Consider the following 26,691-nt stretch of genomic DNA (forward strand, 5'->3'; position numbering starts at 1 on the left):
GCCAGCGTTTTAATTTGTATTCTTACCATCCTTAATTTCCGCCGTTCGAAAGGCCTCTTTCATGATTCCATAAGATTTTTTTAACCGTTCATAAAAGGCTGGCTCCTCCCACTTTTTCCAACTGTAGAAAAATGCATCGGTTTGATGCAGCTGATTATTAGTTAAATTAGGGAATGACTGCTGGACCTTCCCATTCTCTGTTGTCACAATAGCCACCCTAATTCCGCTTGTTTCAATGCTGCTTGCCAAACCACTTTCCCACACATTTCCCATTACTTCTCTTAAACTAGGGTCTTTCACATTTAATAGCTGCCATGGAATTCTACCTTCAATAACCTTCATATCATTACTTATACTTATATCCGTTAATGAATCGAATTCTTTATTCTTTGGATTGGCATTCCCAAACTTCAGTTTTCCCGTCTCGTAGCTCTCAAATGGAATAATTGTTTTTGTGGAAGGAATAGTTAATTTCTTAAAAAGAGCAAGTCTAATGGGATGAAACACTCCATTATCCTTTTGTTTAGCATATGGCTGCTCCTGAATCATCTTCAAAAGCTGAGCATATTGATAATAGAATGTATCATAATAGCTATCAACCATGATTCTGGAATTATTAGTTCCTGTAAGTTTTATTAAAAAATCAATTCCATAGTCTGTTTTTATAAAACTCTTACCTGCTAATGGTATATTAGTTTGCCCTTGCTTATTGATGGTATCGAGTAATAGGAAAGTTCCTTGGTTACTAAAATCAACGGGACGAATATATTTTAGAAGAAAATACAAATACCCATTATCCGAAGAAAACCGAACTTCCTTTAAAGTGTCTTTCTTATCCTTTGTAAGATAACTATTCCTAACTCCAGCTAAGTCCCAATCCATAGAGACACCGTCAACAATGATTTCTTGTTCCTTTTTTACTGGTTCAAAACCTTTTAAACCAAAATGCTGTTCATTTGTTTGCATGTTATTCCAGTATGGTCTTCGGTCTGGGTTATCAAAATCCATCGTGTTCCATGTCCGTTTAAACCATTCATCCTGCCAGGCGAAGACAAGCCCACCCATATAGCCTTCTGAAACAATCGATTGATATAGATACTTATTAATATTCCCTTGTTCCTCTTCCGAATGAAACCCTTGGTTCATCCCATAAGCGTTCTTATGGGTTAAGCCTCTAGAAGCTGGCACACCAAATTCAGCAACAAGTACTGGCATTTGATGGGCAGCACGCAGTTCATTCAGATAGCCGGCATAATTGTTTTTCTTCCCAGTCTTATCAACATAGTTAAGGTACGATTCTTCAAAGTTTAGAAAGTCAGGATAGTATGGATATATATGGTAGGATGCAAATAAACCTGAAGAAAACAACTTGGATGCTTTAATATGATTGGGATTAACCGAAACCATGTCCTCATTCTCAAGAGGTTCAGCAGGATGCTTTAACATATCTGTGGTTAACCAGTTAGTAAAACTCATCGAATGCTGCCACATGTATTTATCGGCTTCATAATCAGCGGCATAGTCCATTAAACCAGCCAGCCAGACTTCAAAGGGATTTGCTCTTTCCGTTTTAAAGTAATCCCCTGTAAATTGACCGATAGCTGAATACTTTTCATTTGTGTTCATAACCATAGCAGGATCCCATTCTGTGCCGACAATTATTCCGAGGACATATTTTGAAATGTCATATTTATAAACTCCAGAAGCATGACCAGACCGCGCAGGAAGCTTAGCCTTTCCATGGATTATATCTATCATATTTTTAATTTCCAGCTTCGCATCCTCTAGATTAACTTTGGCAAAAGCGTCTTGGGTTTGGATGAGATTTTCCTCATTAACCCATGTACCATGAAATAGGAAGAGCGGCTTTTTAGCAATTTGGTTATATTCATAAAAGGCTTCATAAAATTGTGGCGGGTGAAGAGTATAAATTCTGATGGCATTGGCATTCATTGCGCCAATTTCTTTAAACCATCGGAAGTATTCTTCCTTGGTAATTGCCGTCTCCCCAGGAAAATATCCTGGCTTTCCAATCCCCATGTTCACGCCCTTGATTAATAGATTCTCCCATTTTCCATTCTTTTGAACCTGTATATAGGAATCTCCTGTTTGGCTATTTGACTTTATTCCATCACGGTCTGCCACTTCTACTTTTTCTTGATTTGCAATGTGGTGCAATCCATTTTCTAAGATGTCCTTCATCATTGGAACGTATGATTTCCAATAAAAAGAATTCTTTGCTCCAACATTCCTTTTCCATGTATCCAAGCCCTTTGTTTGGTAAATTTCAGGAACCTCGGATTCGTCTGCATAATCTCCTGAGAAATAATAGGAGGAATACTTAGCATTTTCGTGATAAATAACTGCAGGAAAATGGGTTGGTATACCATATTTTTTAAGCGTTTCCTTTGCTTGCTTTGATATTGGCAGCTGATAAGCTGCTATTATTTCATCCTTATCTTTAGCATCAATAATATCGAACCAATAGGTATACTTCCCATGAATATCGCGTGTAAAATGTTTCTTTCCTTTATCTGTTAATTGAAAAAGAAGCCCCTCATCATGAACATCCTTTTCCCCTATGACAACTACATAATTATTTTTACTGACAAAAACGAACCCTTCACCAGTAAAGGACCATTTCTTGTTTTGTTCCTCATAATTCTCCTTTACCCATTCAGGTACTTCCGTACTTTTAAGGTCCGAAAAAAATCGTCCAATCCAGCCAGACCATTCTACATTTAGTAAATTAGAAATCTCAGCTTTGGCGGTTTCTGATGTAGGGCTCGCAAAGGTATTAAATTCAGCTATTAATGTTTTTCCTTTTGACTGGATAAGTGCTTTTTCAATTAGATTGACTTCGCTTGATTTAAGTCCGCCGTATATTTTTTCGGACCTTTTTCCCGACAGATTCTGTCCGAAAAACTCTTCTTTATAAACCCCGTATTGGTCTGTTAAATAGAAAACATCATATTTTTTTAAGTCCTTAGGAAGGGGGGCAATCGTATATTTCTGTCCTTCTTTTGGTTCAAACCCCTTATAGTCATCGATCACCGAATAAGGTCTTTGTCCATTTTTATAATATTTAGCATTGTTTAATATCCAAACAAGCCCCTTATGTTCTCTGTAGGAAGGATTTGGCACAGTCTTGTCGACAATTAATACGTTTAATTTTTTCACAGGCTGAATTTGCCATAACCAAAAAGGGCATGTCAAAATAATAAAAAATAGAATTGTATAAATGATTAAATTGATGGGTTTTTTCATTTGGAAACACCTTTTCTCTTCATTTCTCCCCAACTTCTATCCCCGATTATCATTTGCCATATTCCCTCACATCGCCAGAGTACGGTCATAGGCCTGTACCATATAGTTTCAGTTAAAGAGTATAAAAATAGCTTGATGATATCTGTTACTTTTGGATACCTTGTTAAGCTCCATTCTTCTAAAAGAACAGCAGTCATAGAAAAAATAGACCCATATAAACAGGAAAGAAGAAACAACAAAATAGAAAATTCAACATAGATCCCGCCCAAAAATAAACAAAGGATCATAAAAAGATATCCTAATAATTCAATAACTGGACCCAAAAATTCAACAATCCAGAAGTATGGAAAAGATATAAGACCAATCGATCCGTATTTTGGATTAAATGTTATCTTTCTATGAGTCCATAAACTTTCAAATAGTCCTCTATGCCAGCGTCTCCTCTGCCTTCGTAAGAATGTAATGTCTTCAGGAACCTCAGTCCAACAAACAGGGTCAGGAACATACACAATCTTTTTCTTTGTATTCTTTTCTTTTAAGAGTCTATGGATTCTCACGACTAATTCCATATCTTCCCCAACCGTATCTGTTTTATAACCACCTGCAGCAATCACCCAGTGCTTGGAAAAGACACCAAACGCCCCAGAAATAATTAATAAAAGATTGTGACGGCTTAAGCCAATTCTCCCCATCAAAAAAGCTCGTAAATATTCGATGATTTGCATTACGACCAATGGTTTATTGGATAACCCGATTTTTTGAATATGTCCGTTTATGATTTGGCAGCCATTCGCGATTCGAACACTCCCACCTGAGGCAACAACTTCTTCATTTGAATCTATTATAGGCTTCATCACCTTTAAAAAGGCATCTGGCTCAAGAACTGAGTCGCCATCTAAAGAGCAAAAATAAGGGTAATGGGAAAAGTTAAGACCGACATTAAGCGCATCCGCTTTTCCCCCGTTTTCCTTGTCAATAAGAAACAAATTTGATAAAACGTCTGACTGATATATCCTGCCAATTGGTTTTGTTTCCACCTGTTTTCTAACCACTTTTTTTATTTCCTTCATACCATAGTGTTCAATCACTTTTTCAAGCGTATGGTCAGTTGACCCATCGTTCACCACAACCACTTCAAATGTAGGATAATTAACACTTAATAATGAGCGTACACTCTGAACAATACCTGCTTCTTCATTGTAAGCAGGTACGATAATTGAAACAGGTTTGGTATAAAATTCATCCGAGTAATCTTCATAAGCTTGAACTCTGTCTAGTTGGTATTCCTTCCGAAGCTGGAAAAAGGAAATAACCAAAATAACGGAGTAGAAAGAAATGACAATTACCATATAAACTGCAATAAACCAAGCAAAAGCAGTTACAACATCTCCCCAGTGTAAAATTATCATTATTTATACCCCTTTATGAAGCCATTCCCAAGCCATGTCCTTGGCAAATGCATCCTTTGATGTTTCAAATACTTCACGCAAAATCTCGGCCCATTTGGAAATTGACAGATTGCTTGGCCGGCCTGCGATCGAACCCACCATGTTTGATCATGTAAAAGTTCAATCAATCTCGATATACCTTTTACTTCTTTTAATGAACCCACAAGTTTAGCGGCTACCATTCTTTCTTCCCACTTGGTGGAATATAAAAGTTCTAAATAGGGATCTGAATTTTTTACATAACCAATTTCCGTTAATGCCTTTAAGGCTCTCAGCTTGATTTCCCCTTTACAGGTAGAAAAAATATTTTCAAGAAAAGATAGATAATTAATCTCTTTTTTCATCGAAATTACATCAAGAATTGCTTTTTGTAATGGTGGGCTGCTTTTATGAAAATGTAGAATAAACTGTTCAAATTGTTGTTGCTCGAGTCGTACTAAGATATTACGATACTCGAATTCAGATAAAGAATTGTAGTGGATTGTCAGCATTTCAAATAAATTTTCATATTGAAATAAAGCTAGGATTCTCAAGGTATGAATAAGTTCTTCATGGGAAATTCGTTTTTTCTGGGATAGCTTATGTATATCATCTATAAGTAGGCTTAGTTTGAAATCCTCAATATGATAGAGGGTATTCATCCGTTGACTCCACTTTTTGCTTTTAAGCTGCTTATGATAATACTCTGCTAAATACATGGATGCTAATTCTGATAAACGTTTCTTTTCATCCTCGCCCTCTAAAACTTTACTATACATGCTTAGAAGTTTTTCGGTGGCTTTCCGTTCAAGAACTGATTTAGGATTCATTCCCCTAGAATATCCTCCCTCCATAAGCATCGTAAAAAGGATGGATTGATAATTTTCTATATATTGTTCAATCGCCTTTCTGTTTTTAATATCTATTGCTTTTCTTATCGTTAAGTATATTAGTAAAACCATTAATAACCCTAAAATGGTTATCGTTAGAATTGTTAGGAAAAATAACTCATTTCTCAGCATTCTATTTCATCCCTTTGATTAAACGTTCTATCCTAGATTGAAGTTCTTTAATACTAAAAGGCTTGGTCATATAATCATCTGCTCCAAGCTTTAATGCACGTTCAATGTCCGTTTCACTTTTTCTCCCTGTCAACATAAGGACATGAATATTTCTTCTATTTTCTATTTTTTTTACTTTCTGGAGGATTTCTATTCCATCCATGACAGGCATGACACCATCTAGTATTAAAAAATGATCTCCTTTTTCCGCTAAGCGCTTGGATTCAAAAAATTGTAGACCATTTTCAAATGCTTCAAGGTTCAGTTCGTAATGATTAAAATCCATTACCTTGAGTATTCTCATTAGTATTGTTCGAATAATCGCATCATCATCAATAACCGAAATGAACAAGGTTTTTTTCGTAATTTCATTAATTAAGCCCATAAACGCTCTACTCCCTGATTGAAGATCATTCCCTTATGATGAACAGACCTTCGCGGTATTTGATTCATTGCTTTTACTATTCCCTTTTTTTCTAACAGTTTGAATGAATCTAAAGTTTATTATTAATAAAACCATGTGTCACGCGTAAAATACAGAAAGTGTCGAAAAATACTAATTTTCGTCGAATTCCCCTGATTTTGAATGTAGAAAAAAGGGATCCATCAAATGGATCCCGAAATTGCTGCTTATATAAGATTTTTTACTTTATTTGTGCAGCTGTCCATTGCTGCCAATATCGATCCTCTAAATTGCTTTTCCTCAAGGGTAACAACTGCTTCAATCGTTGCACCGTCTGGGGTACATACATTATCCTTAAGTTCACCAGGATGTTTTCCAGTCTCAAGAACCATTTTTGCTGCACCCAGTACGGCTTGAGCAGCTAGTCGATAAGCCTGATCCCTAGGTATTCCCTGCCTTACTCCCCCATCTGCCATAGCTTCTATTAGCATATAAACATATGCTGGTGAGGAACCACTGATTGCAGGTACGGCATCCATTAGTTTTTCATCTAGACGCTCGGTTTTACTAAAGGTGTGGAACACACTCTCGATCTCATTTAACTCGTTTTCGGAGAGATATTCATTTGCACAAATTGCACTCATTCCTTCTCCGACCACAGAAGGAGTATTAGGCATTGTTCGAACAACCTTTACTTGGAATCCAAACGACTGTTCAATATCTATTAATGTAATTCCGGCTGCAATCGTTACAATGATTACAGACTCCTTTATATCATTATTTATTTCTTTTATGACAGTGTCATAGAGATCGGGTTTAACAGCAAGTATGAGTACGTCTGCAAACCTAGCAACGTCCCTATTATTTAATGAAGTAATAATACCGTATGTTCGTTCAATTATTTCAATCGTTTTTTCTGTATTCGCACTAGCCATGATGTTTTCTTTTGGAATCATTTGTGAATTTACAATTCCCCCTATCATAGCCTGAGCCATTTTTCCAGCTCCAATAAAACCTATTTTTTTCTTCATGTTAACTCCCCACCTATTTATACATTTCATTCTCCAGTACGATTATATTTTCTGCGTACGTAGTTCTCCCTATTTCTTTTGTATTTTCAACCAACCTATATATATTATCACAGCATTGTTTTGCACCAATAACTAATAACGGCACACCGATAAAATCAATTTTTAAACCTCTTGAGAAAAATCCCCCCATAGACATTGCAAAAGGCACCGTTGGTGAAGTATTGGAGAAGACAATTTTCTCATCAAATTTAAACTTCTCTTGCAGCAATAAACACATTTCTTTTAATGCAGGAACCACATATTTGTTCCTTTTCCGTCCAATAGTGTATACAGAATGTCCATCTTCATCGATCCCATGGAAAATAATTTTCCCAAAATCGTCTTTTGTTAATTTATTAAAATATTTCACATTTAATATTTCTTCTTTCGTAAGTTTCCGTTCAGATTGTGGTAATCGTTTTAAATGATAGGCCGCTGCTATAGAAGTTGTATGTGTCCCGCCAAAATCATTATAGATATAAATCATGGTATCATCCTTTTATTTTTACTATGTTTATTATGCACAAATAAGCAACTGCCAATTCTTGTTACAGTCACAAAATGATAAACTTCTCAGATTGTGGAGAAAAGGTTCATTTTCTCGGCAATTTTTCATTTTGTCTGATTCAAAATCCCGATTTTTATTAATTGATTGTCCCTGCTAACTGGCCTGTTGATTTCCGCTCCATTTCCCATCGAATGACCGTGATAAGAGAAGGTTTTACAGAAAACTTTTTTCCAAAACATATCGATTTCCATTCTGTTTTAGATTTCATTGACTGGCATTTTATCCTGGAATGTATTTCGTGGTTTTTATGATTGTTACAAATGAATTATCAATTCCCGTCCTTAAACCCAAAGAACTAACTGGTATTAAAACAATCATTTTTTTAAATTCTTATTTTTTGGTGAGTTTTTGTAGTTTTTAGTAGTTCTTATTATAAATTAAAATTATCCTTTTTTAGAACAAATATGAAAGCGCTCAATAAGATTTATCCCGAATTAACGGGCAGTAAGATCCCACTGATGGAAGTTTCACTTGTTTTCATTTTGTTTCCTATTGCTCCTAATTGCTTTTGTTGACCCTTGGACATGTTATGAAAAAGGGGGAAAATCATCTTTTAATGGGGGAAGCTTTTCATGTGGGTAATCACCGTCTATTCAAAGGAAAATATTACCATGTTTGAATTTAACGCAGAAAACGAAGCAAGAGAAGCTTGCGAGAACATTCAAGACTACAGGATTCTTTCCGAGGTTGTTTACTTTAATGATCATTATGTTGCTTAGCTACTGTTTAAGATCTTTACCAGGAGGTCTGAGAATTTTTTAACTCTTTGTTTACTAAAACAAATATCTATTAAATTAAACAAAAGGAGAGACATTGTATGTCAACTTTACGTGAAGAAGCATTAAAGATGCACAAGGAAAATAGAGGAAAGCTTGGTGTTCATTCAAAAGTTCCAGTACGCAATGCGAAAGATTTAAGTCTCGCTTATTCTCCAGGTGTAGCGGATCCATGCTTGGAAATTTATGAAGATGAAAGCAAAGCGTATGAATACACCATGAAGGGGAATCTTGTTGCCGTTGTTTCAGATGGAACAGCCGTACTCGGTCTTGGGAATATCGGCCCGAAAGCTGCCATGCCGGTCATGGAAGGTAAAGCATTGTTATTCAAATCGTTTGCAGATGTGGATGCATTCCCGATTTGCTTAGATACAACAGATCCGGACAAGATTGTGGAGGTCGTTAAATTATTGGAACCGACTTTTGGCGGAGTGAACTTAGAAGACATCGCAGCACCACAATGCTTTGAAATTGAAGATCGGCTACGAAAGATTTGTAATATTCCAGTTTTCCATGATGATCAGCACGGTACAGCAATTGTAACAGCGGCTGGGTTAATCAATGCTTTGAAACTAGCAAACAAAAAGTTAGAAGAGATTCGCGTTGTCGCAAACGGTGCCGGATCTGCCGGCGTGGCGATTGTCAAGTTACTGCTGCATATGGGTGTAAAAGACGTCATTTTATGTGATACAAAAGGAATCATTTATGAAGGACGCCCGTTCGGAATGAATCCATTTAAAGAGGAAATGGCTTGTATCACCAATAAAGAAAAAAAACAAGGTACATTGGCAGATGCTCTTGTGGGAGCAGATGTGTTTGTGGGAGTATCGGCCCCAGGTGTCGTCACGAAAGAAATGGTTCGTTCAATGAATCATAGTTCAATCATTTTTGCTATGGCAAATCCGGTGCCTGAAATCATGCCTGAAATTGCAATTGAAGCTGGAGCACTCGTCGTCGGAACAGGTCGTTCTGATTTTCCAAATCAGGTCAATAACGTACTAGCATTCCCTGGTATTTTCCGCGGTGCTTTGGACGTTTTCGCCAAAGAAATCAACGAAGAAATGAAACTGGCAGCCGTTTATGCGATTGCCGGATTAATTGCAGATGAAGATCTTCACGCTAATTATGTGATTCCAGATCCATTTGACCGTAGAGTGGCGGCTCATGTAGCAGAAGCCGTTGCTAACGCAGCAATGGAAACAGGTGTTTCGCAAAAGCTTGTTAATGCGGAAAAAGTGAAAGAGCGCTTATTAGCGTTGGCAGATGAAAAACGACCTGCTTTAGTATAATCCAGTCCTAATTAACGATAAACTAAGATCTCATATTATTCGTAAGGGTACATATTGACGAACAAGTAAAAAGCCTGTATACAATTAGGATCAGGCTTTTTTGCTTCTTAAAATCAGTATCATGTTAATTGCCTTAATGTTGAATGACAATAAAGTTGTTTAAAAACGCCAGTCATGTTATTCCATTAAAAGGGCCAGATTGTTGAGGATGTAATTTTGCATTAATAGTGGAGAACCGTACCATAAATAAGTATGTGTATTTTAGTGATATCCCCAAGTCCTATGATGGCTGCTTTCAGCATGTGACCATCTCCCTGTAGAAAGGGGCTGTTCTGCTTTTGGGACAGCCCCTTTATTTTTTTACTTTTAGTTCAAACTGTCTTATTTACTGTTTTTTTCAGTTTCAATCTTTTTATTCAGCTCAGCCAAGTAAACTTCTTCATCAACTGGAAGTCCTACTTCTTTGCCTAACCAGCTGGAAAGGTGAATCGCATTTGCAAGGGCGACCCCATTAATGCCATCGCTTCCTGGTGCAATAAGTGGTGTACCATCTAAGATGTTAGCAGCAAAGTTTTCTAATACAGCAATATGCTGTTCGCCCCATACACTTGTAAACTCTAGAACTTCTTCATCATAGAGATCATCAAAACCGCCGCCCCTAAAGAGATTCGCGGCATCTGCCCAGCTCATTTTGGCATTCATTTCATTTTCAGACTCTTTTAAACACTTAATTGTAACTTTCTTGCTGTCATCGACAACGATTTTTCCTTTATCACCGGTGATTTCAAAGCGATCTGTACCAATAACATCATGTGTACATGTAATGAACACACCTGTTGCGCCATTGCCATAGTCCAGAACAGCTGTTACATCATCTTCTACTACGATGTCTCTTTGATAGCCATATTTAAGATTTGAAGAAACCTTTTTCGGCATACCGCAAATCCATTGCAGCAAGTCAATTTGGTGCGGTGCCTGGTTACCAAGAACGCCGCCGCCTTCTCCGCCCCATGTTGCTCTCCAAGCGCTTTGATTATAGTATGCTTGTGGTCTCCACCAGTTTGTAATCATCCAGTTTGTACGGCGGATATTACCGATCTCGCCATTATCCACAATTTCTTTTACCTTTTGATAAAGCGGATTTGTTCTTTGGTTAAAGAAAATAGCATATGTTAAATTAGGTTTTGTTGCAGCAAATTCATTGATTTCTTTTACTTGTTTTGTATAAACGCCTGCTGGTTTTTCAAGCAATGCATGGATATCTCTTTTTAAGGCTTCAATACCCATTTCTGCATGCAGATAGTGGGGAACCGTTGTTACAATGGCATCGACATTGCCGCTTTCAAGCATATCAATATAGTTTTCATAGAAAGGCACGTTTGGATATTTTTCAGCACACATGGCTTTTTTGGCTGGATCAATATCACAAATTGCACCGATCTCCATATTTTTTACTTTTCCTTCAGAAATAAATCCAGCGTAGGTGCCACCTTGTTGACCAATTCCTATAATACCTAATCGAATTTTTTTCATTTTGCCTTCTCCTTGCTTTCTATATTTTCAAGAATTTTTAAGAGTGACTCATATTGCAGCTTATATCCGCCTTCGCCATCAAGCCCTTTGTTATCCTTGATGATTTCTGTAGCATCTTCAAGCTCTAGATCTTTTAATGAATCGAACAGAACGAGATGCGGCTCTAATGTTAAGAAGCCTTTATATCCGCCTCTAATCGCTTGTGATAGAATTTCAGGGATTTTCCCTTCTCCAGTACCGCATACAACATTTTGATTATCGGTTGTAACAGCGTCTTTAATATGAATGTAAATGATTTCACCCTTCAGCAAATCATAGCACTTTTGCGTATCTTCACCGCATTGAACAAAGTTTGCAAAATCAAAAATGGCTTTAAAATACGAGGAATTAACCACTTTCAGTATTTCATGACAGCGTCGTAAAATATCTCCGAAAATATCCTTTTCATTTTCATGCAGTAGAATGATATTGTATTTCTCTGCAATCTCAGCAAGTTGTTTTAGTTTATTAACGACTTCATCTTTATATGGATCCGCTTCTTCTCCCTTTGGAATATAGAAGCTGAATATACGGATATATTTACAATCTAGTACATGACATATTTGACAAAGAGTGTCGAGCATCTTTTTCTGCTTTTCAAATCCTTCTTCATCATTGATAAACACTTTACCGATTGGCGAACCGATGGAAGAAACACCCACATTCCATTTTTGCAGGCGTGGCAGGACTTTTCCCTTTATATCTTCTACAGAAAAATCACCGATGTTTTTTCCCATTAATTCCGCGCAACGAAATATATTGCATTCCAAGTTTCCTAACTACCTCCAGCTGGGTGTCAAAACTGGCTGAGATTTCGTCTGAAAAGCCGGAAATTAATAAATCCTGATTCATTACCTTTGGTAACCTCCTGTTTATAAAACTCGATGATGCAGTTTGTTTTTACGAATCGGATGGCATACCAACCTTTTCCTTCAAATAACAGCTAAAATTCGCATGGCTTTGTTAGTCTGATACAGCTTTTATTTCAGCTAATGAGATGTCTGGTATCATTTCCAATAAAAACTTCGCTTGGTTCAGCCAGCATCCCATCTCATATTCCTTCATGGAAAATCCGGTAACAACCTTGAAAAAAATGAAAAAATCGACTTATTACCTAGCAATTTTGTCCCTTGATAGAAAAATAAGAACACAAATCGATTTAGTTCAATAATGAGCAAGAGGTTGATTAAAACCAGTCTTCATATCCCATTGCAATTAAGTTATTACGACTCGTAATTAAACAATCATATGGATCTTTCCCATATAATTCATCTTGCTCTACGAAGAAATATTCACTACCACTAGCTAAACCGGTTTCGATAATTTCTTTTATACGTAAGGTTCCTTCGCCAACTTCTGCAAATTGTGTAATTAAATGAAGCATGTAGTACAGTTTTTGCATGCCTTCCCCAGGATAATTGTCCATATTTATTTCTCCAACACGATAATCCTTTAAATGAATGGCTCGGATTCGATTGGCATAATGAGGAATAATGTCTATTGGATTCAATCCTGCTCGCCAAATCCAATGAACATCCAACTCAAATCCAAGATATTCTGTATTATCGCGCATTAAATCAAGCATAAAATGTCCGTCATAACGGGCAAATTCCATGTTATGAGCATGATAGTAAAGGTCAATTCCTTCTTTTTTTAGCCGTTTTGCATATTCATCACAAATGGATGCAAACTCCAATGCTTTTTCTTTTGATCCCATAAAGTTAACTGGCAACATACCAATACGCAAAATAGTACAATCAACGGCTTTACAATCTTTAACAATTTTATCAAAGTCGTGTTCTAAGGTGTCTCCAGGATATTTTTGATCCTCTGCAATATCTGCAACACCACAAGACATGGCAGCAATTTTCATATTAAAATCACTCATGGCCCTTCTCATCTCTTGTATATTCTCTTCAGTCATAGAAATTTGTGAAACCTCAACGGCATTGTAGCCTATTTCATAGATTCTTTTTAAAACATTATAAACTCCAGACTCAGCCACTTTATCTTTAAGCATCATCATCTGTACACCAATTTGGCCTTTTTTCATTGTTATCATCCTTTCTTTAAATGTTGAAACCTGCTAAAGGTTACAATAGAATTATAGAAGTGGAGCTATTTTCTTTACATTGTTAAACCTTGCAAAAACATTGCTTTTTGAGCAAAAGGAGAATATTATGTCAACGAAGCAGACTTTAAAATATGAAATGGATACTATTTCTCTGCCAACTGGGGTGAAATATGCAGTTCGCCATAGGGTAAGTTCTGCGCGGCATGGCAATGCCCTACACTATCACGATCACTATGAAGCTTTTTTCTCCCTTTCTGGGAACATGCTAAATGCTATAGAAGGGCGAAAGTATCAATTGAGTGTTGGTACGTTGTTACTTATCTCACCCTTTGAATTCCACCAACTTTGCCATCAAACTGGTGGTTACGCTGAACGCATCGGATTGCGTTTTGATGCTAGTTTATTAGCAGATTTGTCAACTTCAGAATGTAATTTGGCAACCTGTTTTGATACTCAGTCTCCTACATATACAAACCTATACCAACTTTCTGAAGCACAAAAGCGTGAGATAGACTACATTTTTCAAGGGCTGTTAAATGAACAAAATGGTACGCGGTTTGGTACTTCTCTTGCAGAACAAACGCTTCTTACTCAGTTTTTTCTTCTAATCAACCGAGCTTCAATTGAAGGAGCTCAGATGCCCGCTTTGTTTGATCCTGCTGCACAGCTGGTGAGGCAAGTATTAGATTATATGGAACAACACTTTGCGGAGTCAATCACCTTAGAATTATTGAAAAAAAAGTTTTATGTAAGCCGCTATCAGATCACACGGGATTTTACACGTCTTGTGGGATGTCCTCCTTATCGCTATCTTCTTCAAAAAAGATTACAACATGCACAGCGCTTGCTCAATATTGGGGTAACTCCACAACAGGTAGCTATTCAGTGTGGTTTTTCCGATTATACTAATTTTTATCGTCGCTTTAAAAACGTATATGGCATTAGCCCAAGGGCTTACTGCAAGCAACATAACAAGAATCTGGCAATCATAGAAAAACAAGAGTAAATGCACCTTCTTTGTCTCAAGAATTCATAATCAGAAGGTTTTTAATAGGTAAAGTAATTATAAACTTGTGTAACAATCGGGCGCGTTTATTGAGGAACGCGTCTTTTTAGTGTATCGGGCCAGATTGTTGAGGATTGGCAGTTCTTTTTACAAAGTGATCGAAGTTGAAATCATAAAACGATCTAGACTTTCAACCAAAAGAAAAAACACCAATTATCGGTGCTTTTCTTTGATACACAAGGCAGCTATTATCCAATTCGTCACACTCTAGTCAAGTAATCGTCGAGCTGATCAAAGGTTCCGCCAAAACCTTGCTTCATTGATTCAAACTCTTCCACAAATCTCTTACTTTCTGTCTCAGATGCATTTAGAGGACCATCTCGAAGGATGATTGTGGTTTTGCCTTCATTTTCTGAAAGTGTCAGTGTATTTAATACTTCTAGCGGCCAGATCGGGCTAAATGGTGCACGGATCGTATTGCCCTCTTCATCAGAAAATGAATTGATGAAGATGATTTTCTCTGGTGCAATGATTTCGCGATAAACAAACTTGCCCCACATTTCGTACCCATCAGAGGATCGCATGCAGTAGTGAAAGACACCATCTGGGCGGAGATCGAACTTAGTTACATCTATCGTGAAGCCTTTCGGTCCCCACCAGTGCTTCAGATGTTCAGGATCGGTCCACATCTTGAATACCAGCTCGCGTGGTGCATCGAAGGTACGCGTGATAACCAATTCACATTCATCAGTGTTCATTATTGTGGAGTTTATTACATTTTCCTTTGACATTTCAGTTCCTCCTTAAATGTGTAGGTTGTTGCATTTTAGTTATATTGTTAAGCTATTCTTACTACTTAATGAAGCGGATTTTATTTTATTGTGATGGAAAATATAAGAGCCGGCTATCAAAATGTAGCCGATAATAAAAAGCAGCCATCCACTAGCAGGGTCACCAACAGATATGCTTGAATACATAGCACCCGTTAAATCAAATACAAAACCTGCATAAGCCCATTCCTTAATTCTCGGAAAGCCAGGAATAAGTATCGCCACAACACCTAATAGTTTGGCAATTCCGAGAAAGGGTAGGAGGTAGGTTGGATAGCCTAAATGATTAAATAAAGCAACTGCATCGGGAACAGACATTATATCCGGAATAGAACCAAAAATCATTAATGCCACCAACGGCCCTGTAAAAATCCAGTATATAATTTTTATTTTTTTCATTTACTCAGTTCCTCCCTTAGTTTTGTATAATAATCGCATATTGCAAATTTCCTATTTTGGTGTGTTTTTGTTCCTTAAATCTTCGCCAATTGTTCCTCAAGGCGATCAAGCGTGGATTTTGCTCCCTCAATAGCGCCGTACTCCTTGATCACCTTATCTAATTCGGCAGCAGACTTGAAGAGCATCCGCATGGTGAGCTCGGTCCTATTTCCTTGCTCTGCAAACGTTACAGTCACTTGAAATTGTTCGTCCTCTTCACCTCCGCCATGGGAATAAACGAGTCGTTCGGGGCTTACAACCTCGATGTAGACGATTTTATTGTCATAATCGACACCATCGGGACCGTGCATGACGTAATGCCATACACCGCCTGGCTTTACGTCTATTTCTTGAACCGTAATCGTAAAGCCTTTTGGTCCCCACCAATGCGGTAAATGTTTAGGGTCAGTCCAAGCCTTATATACCAGATCACATGGAGAATTAAAGACACGATTGATAATGAGTTCCCGATCTTCTACAGACGTAAAAGTGTTATTCGTGGTTTGGCCTTTTGCCATGATTTCTTCCTCCTATTTCGTTTTTTAATGTACTTTTGCAGGACTATTGCTTGTCGTCATGGTTCACTTCCTTACTTTGCAGATCCTGCAGGTAATCGTCTAAGCGGTCGAATCTCTCGTTCCAGATGTGGCGGTAAGACTCTAACCATGAATCAAGCTCTTTGAATGGCTCGGCCCTCAGTTTGTAGATCCGTCGATTGGCCATCGCCTGCACCTCTACCAGCCCGGCATTATTAAGTACAATACAGGTATATAAGTATCAAAATTTCCCCTTTTTCTCTTTGCAAAAATCGTATCATTCTGAATGTATCATGTTCCTTCAAACGTTCCATTCAAAAAATCGAATCAGTAACACCATTGTTTTCAACAAAAGAAATGTAACTTAATTTTTAAAAAGTTACATACTATACCGTTTTCGGCTAAGTCTAGTATTTTAGGAAAATTGAATGTAACAAAATATCTTTTAAGTTACATTCGGTTTTACTTGGGCACAAAAAAAGCTGCAGACGCAGCTTATAAATTTTAAACTATAATACCCAGTTTGATTAATTCGAATAATCTCCCTTAATAAGTAAAAGATAATAACAATTATTTTACGGAGGTTATTAAGTATGTTCAATAAAAAAACCAAGCTTACATCATTATTTTGGATTGCCATTCTTGGTTTGTTCTTAACAACAATATATTCAATTTTACTTGGTATTTTAGGTTATAGAACAATGAATAGGATTGATTATATATATAAGCAAAATAAACAAAATAAAAATAATGGTAATTAAAAAAGAAGCTAAAACCTTCAACTTAAGCACCCAGTTAGTTTAATAAGACATAAGTATTTTTTTATTGTGGTTTGTTCCAATTTATAAAATCCACATCTTTAATGTCAACTTCTCCAAGACTTAATACATGTGGAATGTACTGAAAAAGACCAAATCTGTTACCCTTTTTATTTTCAATTTTGTAATATTCAACTGTATCTAAGGGGATTTCTTTAAGTTCTTTATAGGAGTCAATAGTCAAGAGTTTAATTTTATTCTCTTCTATATCCTCAGCTGGACCTTTTTGGCTTTGGCTTAATGGTGGTCTGCAGCCTGTATGTCCTTTTTTTCTGGCAGCTTCTAAGCCCGCCCTTGTCTGCTCTTGAATAAGATTTTTTTCAAATTCTGCAAATAGGGCAATCATTCCAAACATAGCTTTTCCAACTGCCTGTTAGCTATACATTTCCGCCACAACGGCATGTTAGGGACTTTCACCCATTAGAGCGAAGCGCTGCCAAGCGCACATAAAAAAACCCAAGAAAGAATTTTTAAAGTATCCCTTATTGGGTATAGTCATCATTCTTTCTTCAATTTTTAAAGGCCCTCTAGATGTTACTTCATAGATTATTCAAGAGAATATATAAAATTCGTTTCTTTGTTCTTCCATTCTTGTATCAGAACTAATAATAGAGTTAGATTCTATGTAAAGATGCTTTGGGTGTGGATGGCTAAGAAAATCATGATGAGAAATAGACCACCCATACGCTCCCGTATAACTGAAAAGAATAATATCTCCAACCCGTACTTTTGTAACTAGTATATCCCTTGCAAGTACGTCATTAGGAGTACACAACCCCCCTGTCACTGTAATCACAGCCCTGTTTACTTCAGGACGTTTGAAAGGATATGACCATTTTTCTACTGGTACGATTGTAAAAGGATGACTATGCTTCCAAGCTGCCGGAAGTCTAAAATGATGGCTTCCCCCGCGAACCACACAAAAATATTTACCATGATTTTGTTTAATATCTAATACCTCAGCTGCATAATAGCCGCAAGAAGAAGTAATATAACGACCACTTTCAAACAATACCTTCCAATTGGAGTTTTGCAACATAATGTCAACTATGTTGTATTCCCTTGGTGTCGGTGAGAGGTATAGACTAGGTTAATAAAATGCGGTTACAAAAAAGAGCATCTATCTTAAAAAGATAATGCTCTTTAATTTATATGTATTATTTTTTTTAAAAAGTTTAGGAAGCCTTGCACTCTTTAGCGTTCTTTAGTTCCCTTAACCTTTCTTTGATTAACTCTCTTTGTTCCTCGGTAATAATAAAATCCGTAAGACGATCCTCAAAATGAGCAATACGTCTTTCCAACTCCTCTATAGTAAGGTTATTAGTATTCTTCATAAACCCACCATCTCCTCTTATTATAATTTATATATAATTAATATTCTTCATAAAATCCTTCAAAGCCGCTATTGGCAGCGGGATATTCAAGTAAAGGAAGCTATCCAAAATCTATTCCTCAAGTGGAAGTTCCATTCGAAATCCTTTTAATCCCAGGATCCCATTTAATTTGCCCATTGTTTCATAACTTGTTCTTTTGCTATACGATAAACTTCATTTTCTGTTTGATTTTTGGCAGCTATTACGTTGGTTTGATAAACTTTACCTTTATGTGTTACATAGATTGTATACTTATACATTTTGTTCTATCTCCTTTATATAATTCTAATAATTCTCACTCTTTGTTCATTCCACTTCTCTAATAAATCCAATTTCATTTAGTTATCCCTATAAATGTTTTTTAACTTTTTTTTATTTTACAAATAAAATGAAAGTGATTAAAGCTAAAAAAAAGGTCAAGATTTGACAAATTCTCAACTTAACAAAAATTAATTTACTCACTAGCAACGGTAATGACTGGCAAAGTCAATAAAATCAACAAACTTTTTATGATTCTAATCTCTTATGTATTTTGTTACACTTCTTAGAATGCAGAAAAATGTCGAAATATAAAAACTAAAAAAGGCCGACTATCCTTCAAACTAAATTTCCCCAAAGTAAACAAGCCACCTTTGATAAGATGGATTTCTTACTTATTTATTAATACAGATAGGTAAGGCTTTGAAGTTATCGCCACCTTTTCCCCCTTCTTTTCAAGTATTAAATCATTTAGATAATTAATTCTCTCGGCAGATTCTATGAACTGTATTCCTATATACACCGAAATTTGTAAACTAGACTTACTTTTTTGAAAATTTAAAATTATTTCTGTAGATTTTTGTAGTTTTCCGTATGATTATGTAGTTCCTATTATAAATTAAAACTACGTTTAGAGAGAAGAAATATAAAAGCACTTAACAATATTTGTAAGTTTCTAATTTCTAAACCTACCTGTGATGAGGTTATCAGTAGAATTGATTACAGTCTCGTTTCATTAACCATTGCCGGTGCCCATCAAGGCCCTTTCAAGAATTGCTTTCTGATGAAATTTATTCATCTACTGCTTTAACAAATACGTATGCGGCCATGAAAGGAGTGGTACACCATTAAATGGAGAGTCCGCAACTCTTATCGAATCCGAAGGGCAACCTTCAAAAAATCCTAAAAATTAATTTGGGGACACCTTTAATTAGAGAGTTATCTATTTCGGATAAAAAAATTTTTTTAGCAGCTTAAATGAACATAATTAACAAGAAGCTGCCTAAGGGTGCATTTGATATTTTTACGTAATAACTCATATTTCTGTGTGCATTGTATTTAATTAGAATATTATTATTTTAAAAAATATTTCTCACTTTTTGGTGGTGAACAAAATGATGAAATGATTTAGTATCTACTTAGCTTTTCATAAAATACATAAATTTATCGTCAAAACTCCAAAGCAATAATAGTAATTTAGGAATTTATATTCCAATAATTTATACTTTTTTATATTTTGTAACTGTGCTATACAAAAAAATGTAAACGCTTTATATTCGAATAAAAAGAATAATTAAAAATTTAGGAGTGGATTAAATGAAGAAATTAGGTTTTTTTAGTTTATTTTTAATTCTTACCATCTTTATCGCAGCTTGTGGCAGTAAAGAGACAGCAGGCGACAAAGAAAACAATGATAAGGTGTATAAAGTTGGTGTAGATACCACTTATCCTCCGTTTGAATTTAAAGAAGGAGATCAGTATAAAGGTATCGATATCGATTTAATCAATGCCATTGCAAAAAACCAAGGTTTTAAACTCGAACTTTCTCCAATGGATTTCGGCGGAATTATCCCTGCCATGCAAGCTAATCAGTTGGACGTTGCTATTGCAGGAATGAGTATTACGGATGAACGAAAGAAAATTGTAGATTTTTCAACACCTTATTTCGATGCAGGATTAACAGTCATTGTAAAAAATGATAATTCTAATATTAAATCAGCGGATGACCTTAAAGGAAAAACTGTAGCAGTAAAAAAAGGGACAACTGGTGCAAAATATGCACAGGATAATGCTGCTAAACTAGGAATAAAAGTTGTTCAATTTAACGATAGTCCTGCCATGTTCCAGGAAGTAGCAAACGGAAATGCAGATGCACTTATTGAAGATTATCCTGTAATCTCTTACGCAATTGCCCAAAAAGACCTTGGTTTAAAAATCGTGGGTGACCGTTTAAATGGAGACCAATATGGAATTGCTGTATTAAAAGGACAAAACCAGGATCTTTTGAAAAAAATTAACAAAGGTATAGAAGAGCTTAAAAAAGATGGAACATATGATAAAATCGTAAAATCTTATCTTGGTGAATAAAAAAACAAGATTATAAGGCGCGCTTTCTTTTTGAAAGGGGATGAAAAGGATGGACATAATTGCTGCAGCTTTACCTATGTTATTAAAAGGACTTCAAGTCACACTTTATATCTTTGTTATAGCTATTATTTTAGGATTTTTAATTGGTTTAGTAGTTGCTTTGTTAAGACTTTCACCAATCAAGATCCTGAATTGGGTGGCAAAGGTTTATGTTGATGCGATTCGAGGAACACCTTTTATTGTTCAATTGTTTTTTATTTATTTTGGTATAAATTCATTCCAGTTGATTTCTTTAAATAGTACAACAGCGGGAATAATCACCGTTGCTATCAATACAGGGGCATATTTTGCAGAGATCATAAGAGCAGGAATTCAATCCATTGATAAAGGGCAAACAGAAGCAGCAAGATCTATCGGTTTTACAAGTGCACAAACGATGAGATATGTAGTGCTTCCTCAGGCATTTAGAAGAATGCTTCCTACTATTACAAACCAGTCTATTATTAGCTTAAAAGATACTTCTCTGTTATCCGTTATTGGTATAGCAGACTTAACGCAGCAAGGACAAATTCAAGCTTCGGCAACCTTTGAAGCATTCAAGATTTGGCTGACAGTAGGAGTCATTTACTTTATCGTTATTTATTTATTAACCGTGCTTGCTAATTTCGTCGAAAGGAGAATTCAGCTTCGATGAGTATTATTTCTGTTAAAAACTTAAGAAAATCTTTTGGAAACATAGAAGTATTAAAAGACATTAACGCAGAAATACAAGAAAAAGAGGTTGTTTGTGTAATAGGTCCATCTGGATCTGGTAAGAGTACATTTCTGCGGTGCTTAACTCGCCTGGAGGAAATTTCAGGCGGAGAGGTTGTCATTAATGGACATGATATTACTAACCCGAAGATCAATATAAACAAAGTTAGGCAAGAAGTTGGGATGGTATTTCAACAATTTAATTTATTCCCACATAAAACGGTTTTAGAAAATATCACGATGGGCCCTATTAAAATTCACAGAATGGAGAAAGCCGAAGCGGAAAAAATAGCGCTTGAATTACTTGATAAAGTAGGACTGCGAGAAAAAGCAAACAGTTATCCGGGAGAACTATCCGGAGGACAAAAACAACGGGTTGCCATTGCAAGGGCACTTGCAATGAATCCAAAAATCATGCTTTTTGACGAGCCCACATCGGCACTTGACCCTGAAATGGTCGGAGATGTTTTAGAGGTAATGAAGCAACTAGCTAAAGAAGGGATGACCATGGTCGTTGTTACCCATGAAATGGGCTTCGCACGTGAAGTTGGAGACCGTGTTATTTTCATGGATGGAGGATATATTGTAGAAGAAAATAAGCCAAACGAGTTATTTGGTAACCCTCAGCATGAGCGAACTAAAGCTTTCTTAAGTAAGGTACTATAAAATAATAGTAGTAGCTACTTCAATAAAATGAGAACCGTCAAGACTATTCTCCGATTCATCTTTTTAAAGGGTGCATCAGTTATCAAGACCTAATTCGTAAAAAGTCATAAAAAATAAAGGGTGATGCATATTATCATGTATAATATGTATCACCCTTTAACTTCTTGTTCAGCTAAAGCGCCCTATAATGGAAGAACTAAAAATGTTTATTTTACTCGACTTCCCATCAAATTATCTTTTAATTGTTCAACACTTTTGACAATATAAGTAGGGTTAGAATGACTTAGTTCTTCTAATGAACCATATCCATACGTTACTCCAATAGAGTCAATTCCAGTATTATTTGCCCCAATAATATCGTGCTTCCTATCACCAATCATAATAAAGTCACCAAGTTTATAGTCATTATAGTTATCTAGAATGTATTGAATGATTTCAGTTTTCGACGCTCTTGTTCCATCAAGATTACTTCCGACAATAAGTTCAAAATACTGATCAATATTAAAATGCTTAAGTATTTGTTCAGCAAAAACAGTAGGAGTGCTCTTCCTTTTCATCCATCCACCATACTCCATAAGAATAATAATAAATCCCTTTTTGTGTAGGAACGGAAAATGATATCTTTAACTACAACTTCAGTTTTTTTGTTATTGCTTATCTGTATAACGTGGAATGTCTTCGTTTTTTTCTGTATAGTGGTAATTCTTGACGCTAAAAAATAAACTGCTTTTTGTTTAGAAAAACAGTTTGTTCCGATCATAATAGTTCATATAAAAAATGTTTGAATTTCTCAACTCTGCTATATAATCTATTGTTTAGAAACGCTAATCTGTCTTTTGCGTTATCTTGGGTTAAAATATCAACCCCGCTATCAATCCTTTTTGGGACATGTTCCCCCTTAACTGCTTTTATTGCTTGTTTTACGCTTAAATACCCCATATCATAAGGATTCTGCGTCACTGTAGCGCTCAGTTTTCCTGCATCTACAGCTTCCAACATTTCTGTAATGCCATCCGTTCCAACTATAGGAATTATCAAGCCTTCTTTTTCTGCTGTTTTTAATACATTTAGGGCAATTAAATCGTCAGTAGCAAGTACCCCTTGGATATCTGGATGATTCTGCAAAATATTTTCTATTACAGATATTGTCTTTCCAAATCGATCTTCTCCTAACTGTTCTGTGGCAATCTCGATTCCGGCTTTTCCTAAGACCTCCTTCGCTCCCTTTAACCGCTCCACCTCAGCATGATCTTTTAAAGTTCCATGAATAATTGCTACTTGATCCCCTGGCTGCAGCATGGATCCTAGCAGCTCTCCTGCCATTATGCCCAATTTAAAGTGATCCGTTCCTATATAAGTGACTTTGTCTTTCCAGTCAGCGTCTCTACCAGCAAATAATACGGGAATGTTATTTTTCTTATATTCCATCAATACTGGAATGGTAACGGAGGGGTGCATGGGAGTAACGATCAGTGCATCCGGATGTTGTCTTAAAACTTTTTTCAATGTATTAGCTTCATTTCTAATGGGATTGATGGAATCAGGTGCTATCACTTGACCATCTATGTCAAAATCATTAAACGCTTTTTTAGCTCCTGATTCAAAAATTCTCCAATACTCTAAGTCTAAACTTTTCGCAACAACTACCACTTTAAGCTTCTCATCTTCTTTCAAAAAATGAACGATAAAGCTTATTAAAACTGTAAGACATACTAATGAAACGATCCTTTTCTTTTTCAATATTCTCCCTCCTAATGGACGATCGGGATTTTATGCGTGTCATAAACTATAAACCAGAAATTTAAATATTAAGCGCTTTCACATTCCCTTTAATAATACTTTAGGTTTAATTTATAATAAGAACTACATAATCCTACGGAAAAATACAAAACAAGTTGAAATCGTTGGTTAAACCGATAATATCCAAAAGGCCTACCCAAGACACTTCTTCCACTTGCTCCCCTTACTGAAATGAAGAATTTATTCAAATTTGTTCCTCCACAATCCTGCCCGTTAATTGAACAACTTAGAGCTTCGTTTCACTTTCTAATAATTCCTTCTCTTATTCAAGAAATATGGCCCTTTAATGGAACCCGATTGGCGATTTTAAACATTTATTACTCCAGAAAAGGTCTATGATCGGAATGAAAAAAAGAAGTTATTTAAGATAATGAATATTTCTAGTTGCATAATACTTATTCTCAGCAATTAAAAGCCCATCAGATAAATCTGATGGGTTCAGAGTGTAGACAAACCCCTTTTTCAAAAAGTTATCTGAAGAAAAAGGGGTTTTGTTTCTTTTTTAGTTAAATATTTGGTTATTATCCTGAGAAAAAATACCATATATTGATGATTTATTAACTATAAAAGCCGTTCTCAACATTTGAGAACGGCTTTTATAGTATTGATTTATGCTTGAATTATTTAGAAGTCTTCTTTTGTTTTTTATCACAGCAAGTGCATTGTCCGTACAAAGTTGATACTTTCTCATTCTCAAAATGATCAATTGTGTTATTGCAAATTTGGCAAATGATAGTTCCCATTAGAAAAACTCCCTTTTGTTTGAATTTTATAAGATAGACAATTCTAATTTCTTAAAATGTAAGCGTTTTTTATTTGTTAATATTATAATAGTATGTCACATTTGATTTGTCAATAATAAATTGTATAACACATTTAAAGGAGATAATGTCGATTTTTAGGGAAGCCACTCGATGGCTTCTTGTTTGCTGCTGAAATCATCCGTTAGCCGGACAAATTGAGTGATCGCTTCGTCTTCTTGAAAATATCTACCTACAATATATAGGGAATTGAATAAAGTAGGGAAACCTTTCTCAAGGCTTCCCTACTTTTAGTAAATGAAGCTTTTTGGAATCTATGCCTTTAATGTTAATTGATTTTTTCGATATAGCTCTTCGACAAACGCACGTGCTTTTTCGAAGGCCTCCTCCGGACCATTGGCGACTTCTGCAAGATAGGCCTCATCTGGTAATTGATCGTCTATACCAGGTATCTTAATACGGTCCCCATAGCTGTTAATGGCACCATGCTCACGCATATGGTTGATACAATTGAAAAGGGGCTGCCAATACTCAGCATGGACAAAAATGGCCTTGGTTCGATGTCTTCGTAGGTGATTGGTTTGAATTTTTGATAGGGTTTCGTAAACTTCCCATGCCGTACCAAATCCTCCAGGCCAGAACAGGATGACATGGGAATAATTAATGAGAACACCCTCCCTGATTGAGAAATTATTCATTCTCAGCCGCTGATTCGAGGTGACAGAGTATGTATCCTTTAAATTGAAAAAGTTGTCAATACCAAATTGACAGTCGATCCCAATGACATGGGCATCCTGGTTTCTTGCCCCTTGGGCTGCTGCCCGCATGATTCCAGGACCTCCGCCTGTACAAAGTGGTACATAACATCCGCCTAGTGCCTTTTCCTGTTGATTTGCAGAATAATGTCCCCATAACTCCCCGAACTTAAAAGCAGAATCCCAATACTTTGTACTTTTTTCGATGATTCTTTTATGGCGGTCCATCCTGAGCTTTGTCATGTCCAATTTGTGCTGAAGCAGCTTCCTGCAGAATGGGTCCTCTTGATTCTCCAGCTGATCCTTAATTTTCTTTTCATGGGTACTTAGGATATCTAACTTTTCCTCTGCGATTTTTTTGCATGATATAGTTCCGGAACCCATCAGTGTAATAACTCCATACTTTGCTTCATAGCTAAATAAAAGCTCTGCTGCATAGATGTCAGCCACGCTTTCTTCCGTAACGAGAGCCCTGTCATTCGGTACAAAGCAGACTTTGGTTCCGACCACATGAAAGGAAGCCATGCAAGTTTCATTTGAATAATCCTTCCAAATCATAATAAAGCCGTCTTCGTCTACATTATAGGTATCCACATCACCATTTTCATTGATATTACTGATGGAAAGACTATAGTTATTTGTTTTTGATGGTAACCTCGGATCAAATGTAATTGGCTCCTCAAACGTAATCTTTGCCACATTCTCATCCGTCTTCTCAATCCACCACCCCGTACCTGATCCCTTCCATTGGTTTGTAGCGGGGTCATAAAAGATCGTGCCATACAATTCAATTTCATTCATCTAGGAACAACCTTCCTTTACTCGATTCATTTCTTTTACGGATTACGCGCTTGCATGTCATATTGGATTTGTCCAGTATTTTCCTTTTGTTAGTTTAACTAAGCTTTTTATTATTATTCAGTATTGGGCACAAATTGAAAGTATAGAATATGTGAGACCTGGAGAGACGTTTCCCTTCAAATCCAAACGCCTTAAGTAGATAGAAAACACGAGGTTTCTTGTTAATATTTTTTAACAATTAAACTTTTTGAATTAATTTTAACGAAAGAGAATAAAATAAAAGGCTATCGAAAGTTTTTCG

Annotated in this window: 27 protein-coding genes and 2 pseudogenes; 7 read left to right on the forward strand and 22 right to left on the reverse strand. The window is 36.1% G+C overall.

Annotated features, from left to right (window positions below; all coding sequences use genetic code 11):
• Nucleotides 1-9 precede the first annotated feature (9 nt).
• The 7 genes from QF028_RS20760 to QF028_RS20790 form a co-directional block, all read right to left on the reverse strand.
• On the reverse strand, nucleotides 10-3,267 hold the full coding sequence (locus QF028_RS20760) for a hypothetical protein (RefSeq protein WP_429468371.1): 3,258 nt from the start codon (nucleotides 3,265-3,267) through the stop codon (nucleotides 10-12).
• Nucleotides 3,264-4,676, reverse strand: coding sequence for a glycosyltransferase family 2 protein (locus QF028_RS20765; protein WP_429468373.1), 1,413 nt, complete (start codon nucleotides 4,674-4,676; stop codon nucleotides 3,264-3,266). Before QF028_RS20765 ends, QF028_RS20760 begins: the two co-directional genes overlap by 4 nt.
• The gene (locus QF028_RS20770) at nucleotides 4,676-5,716 is read right to left on the reverse strand and encodes a HEAT repeat domain-containing protein (RefSeq protein ID WP_429468376.1); all 1,041 of its coding nucleotides are present in this window, start codon (nucleotides 5,714-5,716) and stop codon (nucleotides 4,676-4,678) included. The genes QF028_RS20765 and QF028_RS20770 overlap by 1 nt, the downstream gene beginning before the upstream one ends.
• A 1-nt stretch (nucleotide 5,717) precedes the next feature.
• Nucleotides 5,718-6,140, reverse strand: a complete 423-nt coding sequence (locus QF028_RS20775) for a response regulator (protein ID WP_214713293.1) — start codon at nucleotides 6,138-6,140, stop codon at nucleotides 5,718-5,720.
• 245 nt (nucleotides 6,141-6,385) lie between these two features.
• The gene (gene proC, locus QF028_RS20780) at nucleotides 6,386-7,189 is read right to left on the reverse strand and encodes a pyrroline-5-carboxylate reductase (RefSeq protein WP_429468379.1); all 804 of its coding nucleotides are present in this window, start codon (nucleotides 7,187-7,189) and stop codon (nucleotides 6,386-6,388) included.
• A 13-nt stretch (nucleotides 7,190-7,202) separates the two neighbouring features.
• Nucleotides 7,203-7,715, reverse strand: a complete 513-nt coding sequence (locus QF028_RS20785; protein ID WP_215003840.1) for a DUF3189 family protein — start codon at nucleotides 7,713-7,715, stop codon at nucleotides 7,203-7,205.
• 157 nt (nucleotides 7,716-7,872) lie between these two features.
• A complete protein-coding gene (locus QF028_RS20790; RefSeq protein WP_429468382.1) occupies nucleotides 7,873-8,004 on the reverse strand; it encodes a hypothetical protein in 132 nt (43 codons plus the stop codon).
• Nucleotides 8,005-8,368: 364 nt separating this feature from the next.
• On the opposite strand from QF028_RS20790, the gene QF028_RS20795 reads away from it, so the two are divergent.
• Together QF028_RS20795 and QF028_RS20800 are read left to right on the forward strand one after the other, a co-directional pair.
• Nucleotides 8,369-8,515 (forward strand): hypothetical protein, encoded by a 147-nt coding sequence (locus QF028_RS20795; RefSeq protein ID WP_429468384.1) that lies wholly within the window; start codon nucleotides 8,369-8,371, stop codon nucleotides 8,513-8,515.
• Between the two features lie 98 nt (nucleotides 8,516-8,613).
• Entirely contained in the window at nucleotides 8,614-9,861 is a 1,248-nt protein-coding gene (locus QF028_RS20800) for an NAD(P)-dependent malic enzyme (protein ID WP_429468386.1), read from the forward strand.
• 381 nt (nucleotides 9,862-10,242) lie between these two features.
• Here QF028_RS20800 and QF028_RS20805 read toward each other — a convergent pair whose 3' ends face one another.
• The 3 genes from QF028_RS20805 to QF028_RS20815 form a co-directional block, all read right to left on the reverse strand.
• Nucleotides 10,243-11,394: a Gfo/Idh/MocA family protein gene (locus QF028_RS20805; protein ID WP_429468388.1), complete on the reverse strand. Its 1,152-nt coding sequence runs from the start codon at nucleotides 11,392-11,394 to the stop codon at nucleotides 10,243-10,245.
• Nucleotides 11,391-12,203: a sugar phosphate isomerase/epimerase family protein gene (locus QF028_RS20810; RefSeq protein ID WP_429468390.1), complete on the reverse strand. Its 813-nt coding sequence runs from the start codon at nucleotides 12,201-12,203 to the stop codon at nucleotides 11,391-11,393. Before QF028_RS20810 ends, QF028_RS20805 begins: the two co-directional genes overlap by 4 nt.
• Nucleotides 12,204-12,619: 416 nt before the next feature.
• Nucleotides 12,620-13,486 (reverse strand): sugar phosphate isomerase/epimerase family protein, encoded by an 867-nt coding sequence (locus QF028_RS20815; protein WP_429468392.1) that lies wholly within the window; start codon nucleotides 13,484-13,486, stop codon nucleotides 12,620-12,622.
• 127 nt (nucleotides 13,487-13,613) lie between these two features.
• Between QF028_RS20815 and QF028_RS20820 the strand changes: the two genes are divergently transcribed.
• On the forward strand, nucleotides 13,614-14,513 hold the full coding sequence (locus tag QF028_RS20820; protein ID WP_429468395.1) for a helix-turn-helix domain-containing protein: 900 nt from the start codon (nucleotides 13,614-13,616) through the stop codon (nucleotides 14,511-14,513).
• A gap of 260 nt (nucleotides 14,514-14,773) precedes the next feature.
• On the opposite strand, the gene QF028_RS20825 is transcribed toward QF028_RS20820, so the two are convergent.
• The 4 genes and pseudogenes from QF028_RS20825 to QF028_RS20840 form a co-directional block, all read right to left on the reverse strand.
• Nucleotides 14,774-15,304 (reverse strand): SRPBCC family protein, encoded by a 531-nt coding sequence (locus QF028_RS20825; RefSeq protein ID WP_429468397.1) that lies wholly within the window; start codon nucleotides 15,302-15,304, stop codon nucleotides 14,774-14,776.
• Between the two features lie 39 nt (nucleotides 15,305-15,343).
• Complete coding sequence (locus QF028_RS20830) at nucleotides 15,344-15,742, reverse strand: DoxX family protein (protein WP_429468399.1); 399 nt, start codon at nucleotides 15,740-15,742, stop codon at nucleotides 15,344-15,346.
• Between the two features lie 74 nt (nucleotides 15,743-15,816).
• Nucleotides 15,817-16,299, reverse strand: coding sequence for an SRPBCC family protein (locus QF028_RS20835; RefSeq protein ID WP_429468401.1), 483 nt, complete (start codon nucleotides 16,297-16,299; stop codon nucleotides 15,817-15,819).
• A 43-nt stretch (nucleotides 16,300-16,342) separates the two neighbouring features.
• A pseudogene (locus QF028_RS20840) lies at nucleotides 16,343-16,540 on the reverse strand (transcriptional regulator); the annotation flags it as partial.
• A gap of 370 nt (nucleotides 16,541-16,910) precedes the next feature.
• Between QF028_RS20840 and QF028_RS20845 the strand changes: the two are divergent.
• Nucleotides 16,911-17,078, forward strand: a complete 168-nt coding sequence (locus tag QF028_RS20845; RefSeq protein ID WP_429468405.1) for a hypothetical protein — start codon at nucleotides 16,911-16,913, stop codon at nucleotides 17,076-17,078.
• 61 nt (nucleotides 17,079-17,139) lie between these two features.
• On the opposite strand, the gene QF028_RS20850 is transcribed toward QF028_RS20845, so the two are convergent.
• The 4 genes from QF028_RS20850 to QF028_RS20865 all read right to left on the reverse strand — a co-directional run bounded on the left by QF028_RS20850 (nucleotide 17,140) and on the right by QF028_RS20865 (nucleotide 18,768).
• Complete coding sequence (locus QF028_RS20850) at nucleotides 17,140-17,490, reverse strand: recombinase family protein (protein ID WP_429468407.1); 351 nt, start codon at nucleotides 17,488-17,490, stop codon at nucleotides 17,140-17,142.
• Between the two features lie 195 nt (nucleotides 17,491-17,685).
• Nucleotides 17,686-18,147: a hypothetical protein gene (locus tag QF028_RS20855; RefSeq protein WP_429468410.1), complete on the reverse strand. Its 462-nt coding sequence runs from the start codon at nucleotides 18,145-18,147 to the stop codon at nucleotides 17,686-17,688.
• Nucleotides 18,148-18,310: 163 nt separating this feature from the next.
• On the reverse strand, nucleotides 18,311-18,469 hold the full coding sequence (locus QF028_RS20860; RefSeq protein ID WP_215003844.1) for a hypothetical protein: 159 nt from the start codon (nucleotides 18,467-18,469) through the stop codon (nucleotides 18,311-18,313).
• Between the two features lie 164 nt (nucleotides 18,470-18,633).
• On the reverse strand, nucleotides 18,634-18,768 hold the full coding sequence (locus tag QF028_RS20865) for a BA3454 family stress response protein (RefSeq protein WP_429468413.1): 135 nt from the start codon (nucleotides 18,766-18,768) through the stop codon (nucleotides 18,634-18,636).
• 1,315 nt (nucleotides 18,769-20,083) lie between these two features.
• Here QF028_RS20865 and QF028_RS20870 point away from each other — a divergent pair.
• From QF028_RS20870 to QF028_RS20880, 3 genes are read left to right on the forward strand one after another with little or no spacing between them, the layout of a single operon-like run.
• A complete protein-coding gene (locus QF028_RS20870) occupies nucleotides 20,084-20,854 on the forward strand; it encodes a transporter substrate-binding domain-containing protein (protein ID WP_429468415.1) in 771 nt (256 codons plus the stop codon).
• Between the two features lie 49 nt (nucleotides 20,855-20,903).
• Nucleotides 20,904-21,548 carry an amino acid ABC transporter permease gene (locus QF028_RS20875; protein ID WP_215003851.1) on the forward strand — a complete coding sequence of 215 codons (645 nt, stop codon included), beginning with the start codon at nucleotides 20,904-20,906 and terminating at the stop codon, nucleotides 21,546-21,548.
• Nucleotides 21,545-22,273, forward strand: coding sequence for an amino acid ABC transporter ATP-binding protein (locus QF028_RS20880; RefSeq protein WP_429468418.1), 729 nt, complete (start codon nucleotides 21,545-21,547; stop codon nucleotides 22,271-22,273). The genes QF028_RS20875 and QF028_RS20880 overlap by 4 nt, the downstream gene beginning before the upstream one ends.
• Nucleotides 22,274-22,479: 206 nt before the next feature.
• Here the strand turns inward: QF028_RS20880 and QF028_RS20885 are convergent.
• The 4 genes and pseudogenes from QF028_RS20885 to QF028_RS20900 form a co-directional block, all read right to left on the reverse strand.
• Nucleotides 22,480-22,818 (reverse strand): annotated as a pseudogene (locus tag QF028_RS20885) (HAD hydrolase-like protein); the annotation flags it as partial.
• Nucleotides 22,819-23,029: 211 nt separating this feature from the next.
• Nucleotides 23,030-24,013: a sugar ABC transporter substrate-binding protein gene (locus tag QF028_RS20890; RefSeq protein ID WP_429468420.1), complete on the reverse strand. Its 984-nt coding sequence runs from the start codon at nucleotides 24,011-24,013 to the stop codon at nucleotides 23,030-23,032.
• A gap of 680 nt (nucleotides 24,014-24,693) precedes the next feature.
• On the reverse strand, nucleotides 24,694-24,816 hold the full coding sequence (locus QF028_RS20895) for a GapA-binding peptide SR1P (RefSeq protein ID WP_215003857.1): 123 nt from the start codon (nucleotides 24,814-24,816) through the stop codon (nucleotides 24,694-24,696).
• A gap of 332 nt (nucleotides 24,817-25,148) precedes the next feature.
• Entirely contained in the window at nucleotides 25,149-26,390 is a 1,242-nt protein-coding gene (locus tag QF028_RS20900; RefSeq protein ID WP_429468423.1) for an LOG family protein, read from the reverse strand.
• Nucleotides 26,391-26,691 lie beyond the last annotated feature (301 nt).

The sequence above is a fragment of the Neobacillus sp. B4I6 genome (assembly GCF_050434045.1).
GTDB lineage: Bacteria > Bacillota > Bacilli > Bacillales > Cytobacillaceae > Neobacillus.

What these genes read in the sequence shown, in the direction of transcription:
- QF028_RS20815 (WP_429468392.1), bottom strand. Translation starts at nt 13,486, where the DNA reads ATGAAAAAAGGCCAAATTGGTGTACAGATGATGATGCTTAAAGATAAA.
- QF028_RS20775 (WP_214713293.1), bottom strand. Translation starts at nt 6,140, where the DNA reads ATGGGCTTAATTAATGAAATTACGAAAAAAACCTTGTTCATTTCGGTT.
- QF028_RS20860 (WP_215003844.1), bottom strand. Translation starts at nt 18,469, where the DNA reads ATGAAGAATACTAATAACCTTACTATAGAGGAGTTGGAAAGACGTATT.
- QF028_RS20805 (WP_429468388.1), bottom strand. Translation starts at nt 11,394, where the DNA reads ATGAAAAAAATTCGATTAGGTATTATAGGAATTGGTCAACAAGGTGGC.
- QF028_RS20865 (WP_429468413.1), bottom strand. Translation starts at nt 18,768, where the DNA reads ATGTATAAGTATACAATCTATGTAACACATAAAGGTAAAGTTTATCAA.
- QF028_RS20785 (WP_215003840.1), bottom strand. Translation starts at nt 7,715, where the DNA reads ATGATTTATATCTATAATGATTTTGGCGGGACACATACAACTTCTATA.
- QF028_RS20845 (WP_429468405.1), top strand. Translation starts at nt 16,911, where the DNA reads ATGTTCAATAAAAAAACCAAGCTTACATCATTATTTTGGATTGCCATT.
- QF028_RS20895 (WP_215003857.1), bottom strand. Translation starts at nt 24,816, where the DNA reads ATGGGAACTATCATTTGCCAAATTTGCAATAACACAATTGATCATTTT.
- QF028_RS20830 (WP_429468399.1), bottom strand. Translation starts at nt 15,742, where the DNA reads ATGAAAAAAATAAAAATTATATACTGGATTTTTACAGGGCCGTTGGTG.
- QF028_RS20850 (WP_429468407.1), bottom strand. Translation starts at nt 17,490, where the DNA reads ATGTTTGGAATGATTGCCCTATTTGCAGAATTTGAAAAAAATCTTATT.
- QF028_RS20795 (WP_429468384.1), top strand. Translation starts at nt 8,369, where the DNA reads ATGTGGGTAATCACCGTCTATTCAAAGGAAAATATTACCATGTTTGAA.
- QF028_RS20875 (WP_215003851.1), top strand. Translation starts at nt 20,904, where the DNA reads ATGGACATAATTGCTGCAGCTTTACCTATGTTATTAAAAGGACTTCAA.
- QF028_RS20825 (WP_429468397.1), bottom strand. Translation starts at nt 15,304, where the DNA reads ATGTCAAAGGAAAATGTAATAAACTCCACAATAATGAACACTGATGAA.
- QF028_RS20800 (WP_429468386.1), top strand. Translation starts at nt 8,614, where the DNA reads ATGTCAACTTTACGTGAAGAAGCATTAAAGATGCACAAGGAAAATAGA.
- QF028_RS20760 (WP_429468371.1), bottom strand. Translation starts at nt 3,267, where the DNA reads ATGAAAAAACCCATCAATTTAATCATTTATACAATTCTATTTTTTATT.
- QF028_RS20835 (WP_429468401.1), bottom strand. Translation starts at nt 16,299, where the DNA reads ATGGCAAAAGGCCAAACCACGAATAACACTTTTACGTCTGTAGAAGAT.
- proC (WP_429468379.1), bottom strand. Translation starts at nt 7,189, where the DNA reads ATGAAGAAAAAAATAGGTTTTATTGGAGCTGGAAAAATGGCTCAGGCT.
- QF028_RS20870 (WP_429468415.1), top strand. Translation starts at nt 20,084, where the DNA reads ATGAAGAAATTAGGTTTTTTTAGTTTATTTTTAATTCTTACCATCTTT.
- QF028_RS20820 (WP_429468395.1), top strand. Translation starts at nt 13,614, where the DNA reads ATGTCAACGAAGCAGACTTTAAAATATGAAATGGATACTATTTCTCTG.
- QF028_RS20880 (WP_429468418.1), top strand. Translation starts at nt 21,545, where the DNA reads ATGAGTATTATTTCTGTTAAAAACTTAAGAAAATCTTTTGGAAACATA.
- QF028_RS20790 (WP_429468382.1), bottom strand. Translation starts at nt 8,004, where the DNA reads ATGAAATCTAAAACAGAATGGAAATCGATATGTTTTGGAAAAAAGTTT.
- QF028_RS20765 (WP_429468373.1), bottom strand. Translation starts at nt 4,676, where the DNA reads ATGATAATTTTACACTGGGGAGATGTTGTAACTGCTTTTGCTTGGTTT.
- QF028_RS20770 (WP_429468376.1), bottom strand. Translation starts at nt 5,716, where the DNA reads ATGCTGAGAAATGAGTTATTTTTCCTAACAATTCTAACGATAACCATT.
- QF028_RS20900 (WP_429468423.1), bottom strand. Translation starts at nt 26,390, where the DNA reads ATGAATGAAATTGAATTGTATGGCACGATCTTTTATGACCCCGCTACA.